This is a genomic window from Phytohabitans flavus, assembly GCF_011764545.1.
Classification (GTDB): domain Bacteria; phylum Actinomycetota; class Actinomycetes; order Mycobacteriales; family Micromonosporaceae; genus Phytohabitans; species Phytohabitans flavus.
The window spans coordinates 9498041-9512570 of sequence record NZ_AP022870.1; the positions used below are offsets into that span (position 1 = coordinate 9498041).

The following is a 14530-nucleotide window of genomic DNA, read 5'->3' on the forward strand; positions in this document are numbered from 1 at the left end:
GGCCGCGACCCCCACCCATCCGCGCACCGATCAGAGCCGGCCGAATCGCGAACGCTCACCCGGACGCTATCCAGCAGATCGTGGTATTTAGCTGTGGTTATAGAGCCTGGCGCGTAATTGGCGGTGCGCTGTTCGTCAAGTCCGCCAGCTTGGTCGTTGCGGTCGGATCGAAGTAGATCTAGAACGTTTAGGGTCGATATAGTACACAAGACGTTCTAGAATCTACATTCGCAAAAGAATATATGGGGCAAACCCGGCAACCGATGGTGCCTGCGCGTCGATGCCTGGCGAATTCCAGCCGCTCGCGGCGGGATTGACATCGAGCCTGTGCCCAATTACGCGCCAGGCTCTATAGAGCCTGTGTCTGAACTGGTTTGGTGGTGGTGTGTTAGGGGTGTTCGGCGTGGCGTGGGGGGTATGGGTACGGGCTCTTGATAGGTAGACGGTTCCTACACCTACCCACCCTCAAGAGCCCGCGATGTCATTGAACCCTGCCCAGCTCACCGAGGCCAAGCCTGCCACGGCGGTGTCGTGCCAGTGCGGTTGTCTCACTCGCACCCGCCGGTATCCGACCGACATGACCGACGCCCAGTGGGCGATCCTGGAGCCGCTGCTACCGGTCCCGGCCTGCCAACTGCCCTCCGGTGGCCGACCCGAACGCCATCACCGGCGTGCGGTCCTGGACGCGATCTTCTACCTGGTCGACAACGGTGTGAAATGGCGGGCCCTGCCCGCGGACTTCCCACCCTGGCGGACCGTCTACGGCCTGTTCGCCCGCTGGTCAGACAACCTGAACACGATCGAGCTGACCGACCGACTCCGCGCCAACCTCCGCCAAGCCCTGGGCCGCAACCCACAACCATCCGCCGGCTGCATCGACTCCCAATCCGTGGCCGAAACAGCCGAAGCCACCGTCCCCACCTCCACCAGCGGCTTCGACCCCTACAAACGCGTCAACGGCCGCAAACGCCACATCACCGTCGACACCCTCGGCCTCCTACTAGGCGTCGTAGTCACCCCCGCCAACGTCCAAGACCAACACGCCGCCCGAGCCCTGCTCGCCGACGCCGACCGACACGGCATCACACACCTGTGGGCTGACAAGGGCTACCACGTCGACGCCCTGATCACCACCGCGAAAGAACTATGGGACATCACCATCGAGATCGTCCGACGCGACCCCACCATCCGCGGCCTACAAATCCTTCCCCGCCGATGGGTCGTCGAACGCACCTTCGCCTGGACCAGCCGACGACGCCGCTGCGCCCGCGACTACGAACGACTCACCGACCACCACGAAACCATGACCCACTGGGCCGCCATCCTCACCATGACCCGACGACGAGCCCGACACCCCTAACACAACCCACCCCAACAAGTTCAGACACAGGCTCTATAGCGACAGCTAAATACCGCGATCGCTGGTGTGCTCCGAGCCCGACGTGCCGATCAACGATTCTGAAGCCTGTGACATGCGGACGAACCGGACAAGCGTCATGCCCAAGGTGCTGCTGTGGCCAAGCCCGCGAGATCTAGTCGACTTCCTGTCGTCCTGACGGCAGAAAGTCGACTAGATCCAGAGTTTCCGTCGGGAGGGCGCAGACTCGGCGCCGGAAACCACTCCGGGGAACGCTATGGCCGCTCTGGCAGCAACAGATTTCCCCAAAGCCCGCACTCCGCGCAGAGCGCCCAAGTCATCGCCTTGATCAAACTAGGCTGAGTGGCATGCGGTCTGGACCACGGCGGACATCGCGGTAGCCCGACTCTCCTTGATTTTGGATCTTTATCCGCGACAAGACGCCGAGGCCACCCCTGACTCCAATGCTCTCTATTGGAGGCCGGCGGCCAGCCAGGCGGCAAGTGCGTCCGGGGGCGCCGGCCGGCCCGTCTTGCGCAGCTCGATCGACATCACCCGGACCAGGTCGGGGCGTTCCACAAGGGACCGCGCCGCGTCCGGGTCACCGGCGCGCCGGACGGCGACGGCCAGCCCGACCCAGCCCTCGGGTCTTCGGGTACGTCCGTCGCCGCGGCCCGGTACGCCGTGATCGCGTCCCCGAGCCGGCCCTCCAGATAGGCCTGGTCGCCTGGATCGGCCGGTGGCGGCGTGGTGGCGGTGAGGCGTGCCCGCACCTGCGCCGCTAGGCCGTCCACATTGGCTGGTCTGCCGTCGGCCGAGGGTGGCACGGAGGCCGCGCCGAGCGGCGGGCAGCGATGGCCGTCCTGCCACGCGGCGACAAGGCTCGCGACCGCGTCCGGCTCTGGCCGGTGATTGTCCAGTCGCCACCGTACGGCCACGGCCGTCATGAGGTCCTCGACGCCGGTGGCGAGCGTGGCGTCGAGCGGCGTGGCGGCCCAGCCGTCCAAGGTGCCGATCAGTGACCGGATGAACCGCTCGCCCACCGGCGTGAGCTCGTCGGAGCCGGCTAACTCGCGGGCCGCCATCCGGCTCTGGGCGAGCCAGTACGCGAACTCGAAGTCGGCCATCCGGGCCTGGTTGCCATCGGTCCGGGAGCGCCGTACGCGCCAGAAGTCGGCCACGCCCGCGTGGGCGTAGACGCCCTGTAGGAGCGCCCGGACCGGGCGAGGGTCGGCCCGCCACGGCGCGTGGTAGAGCCCGTCGCCCGGAACGAACAGCCGCGCGAAGTCGAGCACAGCGCCGAGCTTCACGTGCTGCGTCTCGTGGATCAGCAGGAGTGCCAGCCCGGCGGGGTCGGCGGGGGAGACCGCCACCGCGCCGAACGCGGTCTGGGCCGAGCCGCTCGTCGATCCGGTCGCTGGTCGCACTAGCGGGACGAGCGAGCGTACGCAGCGTAAGACGGCCGCCGCGTGTTCCGGATAATCCGCCGCCATGAGCCGCCATGACGCCTCCAGCGTCGATGCGAGCTCGGACGTCGCCGCCTGGTCGAGACGCGGGGTCACCGGGAGGCCGAAGCAGTTACGGTACGGGTCGAGGTCTTCGAGGGTGACGGTGAGCCGTCCCGCCGGCGATTCCACCGTCACACGACGGGACGCGCACCAGCCCGGTGTGTCCTCTGTGTACGGTGCCGGCACGGTGACGGTCGTGTCGGCGCCGGCGAAGGTGAGGTCGCCGCCGCGGAAGCGCACCGTGACCTTGCCGGGGCCGAGGCCGTACGCGAGGCCGACCGTCGGGAGGAACAGGTCCGAGGTGGACGAGGTGATCACGAGCTCGAAGTCGGTACCGGCTCGGATCGCGGCCGCCGCCGCAAGGCTGGACAGGTAATCCAGGCCCGCTCGGGAATCTTCCATGCGGCCAAGAGAGCGGGTTGCCCAGACCTCGACAAATGGGTGGTTCAGGACCTCCTCGCGGATGTCCCGCCGCCGATCGATGACGTCCAAGAGCAGGTCCCACGCGTCAGCGAGATGGGCTGCCTTCCATTCCTCGTGGCTGGACGCCGCCTCGTAGATCCCTTTTAGAAGGATCAGTCGCTTGGACGCTTCGAACGAGGAAAGGACCCCAAGCGCAGCGTCGGTGCCATATCCGCTGCCCAGGCTAATGAAATCGGCGCCGCTCAGGCGAAAAGTCGGCAGGTCGCCGGGCGCGTCCACATCGGGGAGATTAGCCTGCCGTGGTGGCGGTGCTTCCGCGGAGGGCCTCCAGATCGGCGAAGAGCCGCCGCCGGATGTGCTGGATGAGCTTGAGCTGGTCGGCGCAGAACACCGTGGGATTGAGGAAATCGCCGTCACGGTAGCGGTGGGCGTACATACCACCGCCGCACACGGAAACGATCGGGCATCGCTGGCAGCCTGGTGCTAAGCCGGACAATCCGCGGTACTGGGCTTCGATCGCGGGGTGCGCGAGTGCCTGGTCGAAGGTGTGCGTGTCGATGTCGAACCCGGTCGCGGCCATGTCCGGCGCGGTGGTCTTCAGGCTGTCGACCTGCTCTATCGAGCCGTCCGTCTCGACCACCAGCGCGGCCGACCGCTTGAGGCCGACCGCCTCGGTCCGGCTCGGCTCACCGACGAGCAGCGCCATGATCGAAGAGAACAGCCGGATGTCCACCGTCTGTGGTTCCGCGTACCAGAGATCGAATATGGGAATCAGCCAATCGGCATACGGAGTGCTGGGGCTCGCCGGCTCCTTCCCCGGCGGAGGAGTCGTCCAGTTGCCGTGGGGCAGGAGGAAGTCGATTCGCGGTGGGGCGAACGCCACGAGATCGCGGTACACGTCCAGCGGGTCATTGCGGAGATCCACTACGCACAGCAGGCCGCTGAACAGGTGCGCGAACCGCTCCTGCCGGATGAGCGTGAGTGCTTCCCGGACCTTGTCGTAGCTCCCGCCGCCGTTGCTAAAGCGCCGATGGCGGTCGTTTGCCACGCGGCCGCCGTCCAAGCTGACGCCGACCCGGAGGCCCAGCCGGTCGAACAGCTCCAGCAGATCGGCGGTGAGCAGTATCCCGTTGGTCTGGATCGTGAAGTCGACCCGCGTTTCAGGCGGTACGGCGGCGGCGATCGTGGTAACCGTGTACTCGATCAGCTCGGCGCCTGCCATGAGCGGCTCGCCGCCGTGGAGCGTGACGGTGAATCGCGGCAACCGCCGCTCTCCGGCGTGCTCGGCGATCCGCCGCGCTACAAGATCGACAGTTTGGTGCGACATCGTACGTGGCTGGCGGCGCCAGCTCTGGTCGTTATGCTCGTAAACGTAGCAGTAGGTACACGAAAGGTTGCATCTACTGTGGAGCTTGAGGACCAGTTGGCGGGCGGGCGTTGTCACGGCGCACGCCTGGCAGTCGGTTAGATGTGACTCTGGAACGGTGCGGCGAGATCGTCGCCCTGCCCCGCCCGACTCATCGCCTGCGTGATGATCTCCGCCATCACCGAAGACCGCAGCTGTGTGAGTTGCTGTAAAGAGATGCTCTCGAGGTTGAACAGGCAGCCATCGACGTCAGTATCTAGGGACGCGACTGCACTGCCCGATTCACCGGACCAGTCCACGGGCCATGACACTAGCAGGGAGTCCCGGATGGACGAAGTTGACCCGCCGTCTGGCGATGGGGCGCCGCGACCGTGCTCGACGCCCCACCGCCACACGGTGGGGTGCTTCCTATGTCTCGGCCGGCTCGATGTCGCTGTTGATCCGGGTGCCCTGCTGTATGGCGATGGTGTTGGGGTGCGTGGGCCCCAATACGCGGGCCGCTGTCTCGGCCACCTCGGCGAGCCGGGCCGCCGCCTCCTGCTGCGCACCCATCTCGCGCATCGCGACGGCGAGGTTTGCCGCGGCGGCGAGCACGGTTGGATGTTCACGCTTGAACTTCGCCGACAGATGGTGGAGGCAGTGCTCGTCGAGGCGGAGCGCCTCGCTGACCTCTTTGGCCGCGATGTGGGCATTCGCCAGGTTCATCTGGCACACCAGGGTATAGGGGTGGTCCGGCCCGAGGGCGTTGACGAACCGGCCCGCGGTGTCCTCTATCAGCGGCCGAGCCATCGCGTTGTTGCCGGCGCGCGCCCGGAAGATGGCCAGGTCGTTGGCGGCAGCGAGGGTGAACGGGTGGTCGGGGCCGAGGATCTCGTTGTACCGGGACAGCACGTCCTCGGTGAGCTGGCATGCCTCGTCGTGGTCGCCACGGGCGGAGCGGACGCAGGCGACCTCCAGACCACAGGCAAGCGCGTCGGGGTGGCGCGGACCCATGGTGCGCTCGTAGCCGTGGCTGGTCGTGGTGATCAGCTCGTACGCCTCGTCGAGCCGGCCGCGCCGCCGCCAGGTCACGACGAGGTTCTTCGCCGCGGTGAGCGTGACCCGGTGGTCGGAGCCGAAGACCTCACGCGCGGTGGCGAGCGTCTTCTCCAGCCGCTCCTGCGACCGCTCCAACTCGCCGACGTCCCGCAGATCCCGGCCGTACCGGGTGGCTACCTCCAGGGTCGAGGCCTGCGAGGAGCCGGTGTACTTGTCGCGCCGTCGCAGAGTCTCCTCGTCGAGCTCGAGGGCCTCCTGAAGGCGCCCCACGAGGCGGAAGGAAACGGCCAAGTTGTTCGCCGAGCGGAGCGTCTGGTCGTGATCTTCGCCGTACGTGATCCGCCACTCGGGAAGGTCTCGGTGTCGATGCGGTGGGCGGCGTGGTACTGGCCCTGGCCACGCAGCGCGCCGGCCAGACCGCGGCGAGCCCACAGCGTGTACGGATCCTTGTCGCCGAGCGTGCCGGCCAGCCGAGGGATGATGTCCTCGTAGGTCCGCCGGGCCTCGGCGAATCCGCCCAAGGCGAGCAACGTGCTGGCCAGCTCCCGGCGGATGACGAGCACGGAGGTGTGGTCCTCGCCGAGCCGGGGCAGCCAGCTCGCGACGGCGCGTTCGGCCAGCTCCTTGCTGCCCTGTAGGTCACCGCGAGCGCGCAGATAACGGACCATGTCCCTGATGAGCGCGTGCACCTGGGGATCGTCGGAGTCTAGGCTGCCCGACGGCTCCAAATGGGGGCGGAGCCTGTCGTAGACATTCCAGTTTTGCTGTGACTCCGGGTCGCCGCGCCGTTCGGCGGCCAACGTTATCTGCACCTGCGTCCGTCTTTCCTGTTGTATTGGCGCGGCGAGGTCGCTCCTGACTACGCTTTGAACTAGTCTGTGGATCCGAATTGCCGGAATTGCCGGATCGACCCGCGCGAGACCGAAACGATTGATATCGCGGATGAGCGCGCCGTGTAGGAGGGGGTCCCGGAGCCTGGGATCGAACGCCACAAGCGCTTCGATCATGCCCGGACTGTCGAGCAGTCGCGTTGGAATTGGTTCGGGGCGAAGAACGCGAAAAGCTCCAACAGGTACGCGGCGGCGGGGTTGGATTCTCGGAGTCTCTCCTGGGACAGCCTCCAGGTGTTGGCGGCCGGGTGGGGATAGCCGGGGGCGGGGGTTCGTTGAGGATACGCGGTAGATGCTCGTCCAGCAGTTCCAGGTAGCTGCGCGCGGTCATCGCCGTCGTTGCCAACCAGGTGGCCGCCTGTTCCACCGCGAGGGGCAGGTCGCCCAACTTCTCCGCGATCTCATTCGCGTCCGGGGGCGACAGGGTGGTGACCCGGCGGGCGAGCAGCTCCACCGACTCGGCACGCTCGAAAACGTTTACGTCCAGGGTCCAGGCCTCGCGGGCCCACTCCTGGCCGGGCGTCGTGATGATCACGTCGCCGTGTCCAGAGGGGATGAACTCGCGGATGAGATTCGGGTCGTCCGCGTTGTCGAAGACCACGATCCAGCGTGGCGAGGGTTCACCAAGGCGGAGCGCTTCAAGAACGGCCTGGACCTGCTCCGCGGCCGTGCCGGCGACCTGTAGCTGAAGCTCGCTCGCGAGGTCGGCGAGGGCGGCGCGGACAAGTGCGGGCTGGTCGGCGGAGATCCACCACACGATGTCGTAGTCGGCGGCGAACCTGTGCAGGTACTCGACGGCGATTTGTGTTTTTCCGACGCCGCCGAAGCCTTGGAGGACGACCGGCCCGGTCATGGCGGTGCTCGCGCTGAGGCGCTCGCGGAGCAGCTCCAGGACCGCGTCGCGCCCGGTGAACGACGAGTTGCGCGCCGGAGCCCGCCAGACCCGGGGCGGCTCGGCCGGGAACCGCGGACCCTGCGTGACCGTCGGCGTGGAGATCGCGAGCGCGGCGTCGCGGAGGCCGAGCTTGCCGAGCAGCGCCTCGCGCGCGTGGCCGACCGTGACGTTGAAGAGGTCGACCGGCTCCCGGTCGTCGAACGGCGTCGGTACGCGGAAGCCCTCCAGCCGTACCGGCACGACGAACCGGCCGGGCCCGGGTGTGTCCCGGGCGAGCGCGGCCTGCCAGAACCGCTGGGTGTGGGCCAGCCGCACCGACTCCCGGGACAGCAGTACGAGCGCACGCGCGGCCTTGTCCAGCAGGGCCGGGCTGTTGACGTCCTGGAGTGTGCTGCGCTGGCCCACCTGGAGCAGCTGGGACGCGATCCACTCGGCCCAGATCCGGTCCCGGGGCGCATACGCGATCATCAGCGGGTCGGACTCGGCCGAGCCGCGCTGCTCGAACTCCGCGAGCCAGGCGCGGCGCAGCGGCTCGGGCGGGGCGGCGAACTCGATCGGCTCGCCGACAAGCTCGCTGGTCAGCCGCTCGTACGCGGCGAGCAGCGAGTTTTCCAGCTGAGGGCGGTCGCCGAAGGTGGCCAGCGTCTCCTCGTACGCGTAGAACACCTTGTACGGGATCTCGACAAGGCCCCAGTACTTTTCCGGATCCGAGTGGCCGAGCAGGCGGACGAACTCTTCGAACCGCTGCCGGGCATACGTGCGGCTGCGCTCCAGCTTGCCCAGCTCACCGTCCTCGACCCGGGTTGGTACCGGGAAGAGCTGGATGCCGTCGCCGCGGTGGTGCCGGATCGAGTTGGCCACCGCGACGGCGCCGTCGATGCTCTGATTGTTCATGGTGAAGCAGCTGACGACCGCGTCAGGCAGCTGGACGGTACAGATCCCGGCGTTGTCGCTCAGGCCGGTACGGCTGTCGATCAGGGTTATGTCGTAGTGCCGGCGCATGTCCTCGCCGAGCGCGTCGAGGAAAGTCGCGCCGTCGAACCGCTCGTAGAAGTCGTCCCAGTTGAACGTGCTCACCGAATGCGAGTACGCCCGATCCTGGCGCCCGGATGGCACGAAGTCGATCGAGCCGCCGCCGGGGAAGTCGTAGCGGACCAGTGAGGAGGCATACCGCCGGATCTGCGCCGCGCTGTGCACGTCTTCCGGCCGCTGGTCCCGCGTCCGGTCGCCGACCCCGGGCTGGGTACCGCTGCGGGCGAAGTCCCGGACGGCGTCGATCACGCCGAGCGAGCTGCGCAGGTGCCGGTCGACAAGGAACGGCGCGAAGTACTTGTGGAGCCCGGGCGACTCGAGATCCCAGTCGACGGTAAGGACTCTCCGGCCGGTGCTGGCCAGGATCCAGGCGACGTTCGCCAGCGCCATGGTCCGCCCGACGCCGCCCTTGAATGAGTAGAAGGTGATGATCCGCCCGTTGCGGTGTTCCGCGGCGGTGTCGGGATTCAGTCTCATCATGTTTTCTTCACAGGTAGGAGGGGCTGCCTGTCAGAGGTGACTCAAGATCGAGGGTGACGCCATTGGTCAAGGGCCTTCGAGGATGGGTCTCGCGTTTGCCGGCCCGCTGACCGGCTGCCGGAATATGCGTCCCTTGGCAAAAATGCGGTTTTGCGCCTCCTCGAGGGTGGCCGCGAGATCGTCGTCGAACCCTGCCGGCGTTTCTATCTCGGTGCGGAAAAGCGTGTCGCGACGCTGTGCGCAGTGCGGGAACAGCTTCATGACGCCGCCGCGGAGATCGGCCCGGCGACCGCTTGTCTCGGCATCGTCCCGGCTCGCCGGGACCAGGACCGCGACCGGGGACTTGTCGGCGGAGTCGAAGCTGGCCAGCGCCTTCCGGAAGGGCTCCAGCCCGACGACCCAGGAGTCGAGCAGCACGACCACGATCTCGTTGCGCTCGCGGGCGCCGGCGATCCGCTCGCCCAGCGCGCCGATCGGGACCACCTCCGACCCGAACAAACGGTCCGCGGCGACCGCCCGTGCCCGCGCGGCCAGCGACTGGGCGGCCGACGGGCGGTACGGCGACCAGTCTTCCTGCCGCTCGCCGTAGAAGTCGACGTCCTGCCGCACCGGGCGCATCTCCTCGCGGGTACCGGCCGCGATGACGAAGTGCACGTACTGCGGGCCGCGGGCCCCGCGCCCCTGACGCTGCAAGACCTCGAACGCGTTTCTCGCCGTCCGGAGGTCCACATTGGGGGGTGCCTTGGGGATCCGATGAGCCTGGTTGGTCTCCACCACCCGCCGGGCCAGGCCGGCCACGAACTCCTCATACGCCGGGCGGTAGCTCTGTAGCCGGATCAGCACGCACACGTCTTCGAAGGGAGACGGCTGGGCCGGGGCGTTTACCCCGTCCGCGGCCTCGATGTCCGCCGGCAGGTCGCGGCTCGACCACACCACCGGGATCAGGGCCGGCGCGACCCTCCCGGTCTCGGCTTCATACGCCCGGAGGCGGTCGCTGAACACCGTCCAGACCCGGCCGCAGCGCTCGTCGAGGAAGAGCTTGGCGGAGCAGAGCACCACGAGCGTCTGGCAGGTGGCCAGCTCGTTGCGGATCTCGCTCGGCCAGCGGTCGTTGGCGGTGCCGTTATCGAGAAAACCGACCTCGCGGTCTGACGCGTCGCCCAGGAGGACGCGCACCGCGTTGGACAGGTCGCGGAAGAAGCGGGCCACGTAGAGGTCGTCGTCTCCGGGCGAGTAGCTGAGGAAGAAGTGCCGCATGTGCCCCCTTCCCAGCCGCTGCCCTGCGTGGCCGGCTCTGGTGAGAACATCCTTGCCCGGCGGCGGGCAATGCACGCACGGACACGACACTGGCCTGCGTGTCGACCCCACCCGATCTGTCTATTAGTACAGCACCTCCGCGCCGCTCGGGAACCCGTCAAAGACGCCCAACCTTCATGTCAAGGTCAGCGGCCATTCGCCCAGCGATGTAGTGGATCAAGCGAAACAGGTCCGCCGAATAGACCGAAGGGTTGAGGAAACCGTTATCTACGCGGTAGCGGTGTGCGTACAGCCCGCCTCCGCAGATCTTCACGATCGGGCAGCGCTGGCAGACCTCGGACAGGCCTTCGGCGCCGATCTGGCGGGCCTGGATCGCCGGATGCGCCAGCGCCTGGTCGAAGGAGTCGTGGACCACGTGCAGTCCCGTGGCGGCCATGCCCTGGGCGGTGGTCTTGAGCGCGTCGCCCTGCTCGATCGATCCGTCGGTCTCGATCGTCACGAGATCCACCTTGCCGAGGCCGACCGCCTCCGTACCGCTCCGGCCGCCGAGCAGCAACGACATGATCGACTCGAACAGGCGTATCCGGGTGGCTCGCTGTGGTGCGCCGTACCACCTGTCGAACACCGCTATCAGCCATTCGGCGTACGGCGTGAGGGTCTGGTCGTCGGGGCGTCCCGCCGGCGGCTTGGTCCAGTTGCCGTGTGGCAGCAGCAGGTCGATCTCGGGCGGCCGGAACTCCAGCAGGTGCTGGTACACCTCGACCGGATCGTTCTCCAGGTCCACTGTGCAGAGGATCCCGCCGTAGATCTGGCGGTAGCGGGGGCTTTGCAGCAGCTCCAGGGCGGGCACCACGCCGACGTGGCTGCCGCGCCCGTCCGCGTACCGCCGGTGGCGGTCGTTCGCCTCCGACGGCCCGTCGAGGCTCACGCCGACCGTGATGTCGTGCTGGGCGAACAGGTCCAGGAACCGGTCGTCCAGCAGCAGCCCGTTGGTCTGGAGGCCGTACATGACTCTTGTGCCGGACGGGACGGCCCGCCGGATCGCGCGGGCTGTGTAGTCGATCGTGTGGGCGCCGGCCAACAACGGCTCGCCACCGTGCAGGATCACCGTGACGGATCGCAATTGGTGGTCGTTGGCGTGCTCGCCGATCCGGGCCGCGGTCTGGTCGATGATCCGTTTGGACATCACCATCGGGCGGTGCCGCCAGCTCTGGTCCGCGTGCTGGTACATGTAGCAGTGGTCGCAGGACAGATTGCAGCGGCTATGAATCTTGAGCAGCACCTGGCGAAACGGCGTGACCTGGTGCCCCGTGGAAGTCATGCGGCTTACGCGGCTTACGGCGACATGCGGCCGCGCAAATCACCGATGTAGTTCTGGAACTGCGCCTCGGTGTCGTCCGCGAGCCTGGCGGCCGCGGCCACTTCTTCGACGACCGTGCGGAGCACTCCTGGGGGAACATCACCGAGAGAGTCGAGCGCCGGAATCCTGGAGATCACGTCCATCGTGTTGTCTGCCAACATTCGTCGCCCTCCCGGCGGAAACGTGCGAAGGGATACCACGACGGTGTCGGTATCGTGCATTCGAATGTACCTCGTATCGGCGGCCACGCATACATGCCTTCATGCTGTGCCTATACGGCCTCAATCGCCCAGACCGTGGTGTGCTTGACGTTGGCGTCCTCCAGCGTCGCCACTACCGGGACCTCGTACGCCGCCACCTCCCGCAGCGCCTCCGACCGGGGCAGGTACGCCCGTCCCGGGTCGCCGACCAGCACCGTCGCGCCGCCATCGGCGGCACGCTGGAAATACGCCATCATCCGCTGTGCCATCTCGCGGCTGTAGAAGACGTCGCCGGCCAGGACCACGTCGGCGTCGGGGGCGCTGTCGAGGATGTCTCGTTCGACCGCGGCCACCGTCACGGCGTTCGCGGAGGCGTTGGCGGCGACCGCGGCCAGCGACAGCGGGTCGATGTCGACCGCGGTCACGGTGGTGGCACCAGCCTTGGCGGCGGCGACCGCGACAAGGCCCGAGCCGGCTGCCAGGTCCAGCACGCGACGCCCGCCGACCAGCGCCGGGTTATCCAGCACGTAGCGGGCCAGGGCCTGCCCGCCGGCCCACGCGAACGCCCAGAAGGGCGGGGGCTGCCGCGTGGCTGCCTCGGTCTCCGTCTCTTCCCACAGGGCGATCGCCTCGTCCGCCTGGTAGAGGAGGATCTCGGGGACCAGTGGTACCGGAGAGAGTCGGGTGTGCGCGCGGACGAAGCCGCGAGAGTCGGTCACCCGTCGAATCCTAATATTGACCGTTTTGCTGACCAGTGTCCGACTCAGTTGACCGTTCGGTCCGGTCACGCTGACTGAGTGGCGAGTCGGGATAGCTTTCTGGAAGTGACGTGGACCGACGAGGTCACCGGCAAGCACGGCTACCTCGTCATCGACCGGCTGGTACGCGGTGCGGCCAGCGGGGGCCTGCGGATGCGCGAGGGCTGCACGCTCGACGAGGTGCGCGATCTCGCCCGCGGGATGACCCTCAAGGAGGCGGTCGTCTACTCCCCGGGCGACGCCTACGTCCCGTTCGGCGGTGGAAAGGGCGGCATCGACTGCGCGCCGCAGGACCCAGGCGCGCGAGGGGTGATGGCGCGGTACGTCGCCGCGATGAAGCCGCTGCTCCAGGCGTACTGGTCGGCGGGAGAGGACCTCGGCGTCCGGCAGGACATGCTGGAGGAGGTGGCGATCGAGGCGGGGCTGCGCTCGACCGTCGACGCCGCGCTGCGGCTTGTGCCGGACCCGGCCGCGGCGCTCGAACGGGTGCGGGCCGGCTTCGCGGTCGACCTGGACGGGGTAAGCCTCGCGGACCTTGTCGGCGGCTACGGCGTCGCGGAGGTGACGCTGGCCGCCGCCGAGCGGATGGGCCTGCGGGCCGGCGGGGCGAGGGCGGTCGTGCAGGGCTTTGGCTCGATGGGCGGCGCCACCGCGCGGTACCTGGCGCGGGCCGGCGTGCCGGTGGTGGGGATCTGCGACGTGCTCGGCGTCATGTGGCATCCAGACGGGCTCGACGTGGAGGCGCTGCTGCGCACCCGGGACCGGTACGGGCGGGTGGACCGGCGCGCGCTACGGCCCGCCGACCGGGAGCTGCCGCGGGAGGAGTGGCTGGCGGTCGAGGCGGAGATCCTTGTGCCGGCGGCGGTTTCGTACGCGCTCACCGAGGCCAACGCCGACTCGATCCGGGCGCGGCTGGTTGTGGAGGCGGCGAACATACCGACCACGCCTGGGGCCGAGGCGGCGCTCACCCACCGAGGCGTGCCGGTGATCCCCGACTTCGTGGCCAACGTGGCGACGAACGCCTGGTGGTGGTGGACCCTGTTCGGCGACATCGCGCCGACCGCGGAGGCCGCCTTCGCCAAGATCTCGACCACGCTGCGCGCGCTGCTGCACGAAATGCTCGACCGCGCGGCCGGTACCGGCGGCTCCCCCCGGGCCGCCGCGCTGGCAATGGCGAACGAACGCGCGGCCGAGCTACCCCGTTAGCGTCAGGCGGTCGAAGTCCGGCGCCCAGTTTCGCCGGTTGCCGAACTCGATCGTGTTCGCGCCGGCCCGCAGCGTCAGCGTGACCTTCACCGAGCCGATCCGGTCCCAGCTGCCCGTGGCAGGGAACTCCAGGAACTGCGCGAAGCCACCGTTCACCTCGACGGCGGCGGTACGGCGGTCGCTGGTGACGTAGTGGACCGTCACCTCGTACCGCCCGTCCGTCGCCACGGTGACGCCGGTGAACTCCAGCGTGTTGTCGCGGCCCTCGCCGACCCAGCCGACCACGGTCCCGCCCGAGGCGCCGGCCAGCTCGCGCGGTGCTGTGCGGCCCTCAGGCGATTGCCGGGCGCCTCCGCCTCGTACGACACGGGGGTGGGGGTAGGGGAGGGGGTCGGCGACGGACTTGGCGCGACCTGCTTGGAGGGAGCCTCCTCGACCGGCGGGAGTGGCGGGGGCGGCGCCACGGCCACCTCGGAGGGTGAGGGCGCGGCGGTGGTCGGTGACCACGACGTCGGCACCGCATTCGCCGCGGGTGGCCATCGGGGCGGTGCCATCTGCCCCTGCGCCGGGTCCGGCCCGTCGGACGTGGCGAACAAGGCGATCGGGATGCTCGCCAGCGCCGCGGCGGCCATCGCCAGCAGCGGCCAACGCCACCGCCGGGCCAGGCGCGGCTCGTGCGACGCGGCATCCAGGGGTACGGGCGCCATCGCCGGGATCAGCGTGGGCAGCTGCTGGGTCGGGGGATCGAGGGCGCGCAACT

General features: G+C 68.5%; 12 protein-coding genes and 1 pseudogene. 2 read left to right on the forward strand and 11 right to left on the reverse strand.

Translation table 11 applies throughout. The features are described from left to right. Positions 1-577 precede the first annotated feature (577 nt). Positions 578-1360, forward strand: coding sequence for an IS5 family transposase (locus Pflav_RS42295; protein ID WP_173038893.1), 783 nt, complete (start codon positions 578-580; stop codon positions 1358-1360). Between the two features lie 548 nt (positions 1361-1908). On the opposite strand, the gene Pflav_RS42300 is transcribed toward Pflav_RS42295, so the two are convergent. From Pflav_RS42300 to Pflav_RS42340, 10 genes and pseudogenes are all read right to left on the reverse strand, one after another. Further along, a complete protein-coding gene (locus tag Pflav_RS42300) occupies positions 1909-3267 on the reverse strand; it encodes an aKG-HExxH-type peptide beta-hydroxylase (RefSeq protein WP_232072560.1) in 1359 nt (452 codons plus the stop codon). A 310-nt stretch (positions 3268-3577) separates the two neighbouring features. After that, on the reverse strand, positions 3578-4732 hold the full coding sequence (locus Pflav_RS42305; protein WP_173042069.1) for an FxsB family cyclophane-forming radical SAM/SPASM peptide maturase: 1155 nt from the start codon (positions 4730-4732) through the stop codon (positions 3578-3580). A gap of 20 nt (positions 4733-4752) precedes the next feature. Next, on the reverse strand, positions 4753-4953 hold the full coding sequence (locus Pflav_RS42310) for a hypothetical protein (RefSeq protein WP_173042070.1): 201 nt from the start codon (positions 4951-4953) through the stop codon (positions 4753-4755). A gap of 109 nt (positions 4954-5062) precedes the next feature. Further along, complete coding sequence (gene fxsT, locus Pflav_RS42315) at positions 5063-6124, reverse strand: FxSxx-COOH system tetratricopeptide repeat protein (RefSeq protein WP_173042071.1); 1062 nt, start codon at positions 6122-6124, stop codon at positions 5063-5065. Next, a pseudogene (locus Pflav_RS48270) lies at positions 6070-6360 on the reverse strand (tetratricopeptide repeat protein); the annotation flags it as partial. The pseudogene Pflav_RS48270 and the gene fxsT (Pflav_RS42315), both read right to left, overlap by 55 nt. Continuing rightward, a complete protein-coding gene (gene fxsT, locus Pflav_RS42320; protein WP_173042072.1) occupies positions 6332-8986 on the reverse strand; it encodes an FxSxx-COOH system tetratricopeptide repeat protein in 2655 nt (884 codons plus the stop codon). The pseudogene Pflav_RS48270 and the gene fxsT (Pflav_RS42320), both read right to left, overlap by 29 nt. 69 nt (positions 8987-9055) lie before the next feature. Beyond that, entirely contained in the window at positions 9056-10246 is a 1191-nt protein-coding gene (gene fsxC, locus Pflav_RS42325; RefSeq protein WP_173042073.1) for an FxsC protein, read from the reverse strand. A 157-nt stretch (positions 10247-10403) separates the two neighbouring features. Next, positions 10404-11567, reverse strand: coding sequence for an FxsB family cyclophane-forming radical SAM/SPASM peptide maturase (locus Pflav_RS42330; protein ID WP_173042074.1), 1164 nt, complete (start codon positions 11565-11567; stop codon positions 10404-10406). 14 nt (positions 11568-11581) lie between these two features. Continuing rightward, complete coding sequence (locus Pflav_RS42335) at positions 11582-11827, reverse strand: hypothetical protein (protein WP_173042075.1); 246 nt, start codon at positions 11825-11827, stop codon at positions 11582-11584. Between the two features lie 50 nt (positions 11828-11877). Next, complete coding sequence (locus Pflav_RS42340) at positions 11878-12525, reverse strand: class I SAM-dependent methyltransferase (RefSeq protein WP_173042076.1); 648 nt, start codon at positions 12523-12525, stop codon at positions 11878-11880. A gap of 105 nt (positions 12526-12630) precedes the next feature. Between Pflav_RS42340 and Pflav_RS42345 the strand changes: the two genes are divergently transcribed. Beyond that, the gene (locus Pflav_RS42345; RefSeq protein ID WP_197938881.1) at positions 12631-13770 is read left to right on the forward strand and encodes a Glu/Leu/Phe/Val dehydrogenase dimerization domain-containing protein; all 1140 of its coding nucleotides are present in this window, start codon (positions 12631-12633) and stop codon (positions 13768-13770) included. On the opposite strand, the gene Pflav_RS42350 is transcribed toward Pflav_RS42345, so the two are convergent. Next, positions 13759-14055, reverse strand: coding sequence for a carbohydrate-binding protein (locus Pflav_RS42350; RefSeq protein ID WP_173042077.1), 297 nt, complete (start codon positions 14053-14055; stop codon positions 13759-13761). The two genes, Pflav_RS42345 and Pflav_RS42350, sit on opposite strands and share 12 nt — an antisense overlap. Positions 14056-14530 lie beyond the last annotated feature (475 nt).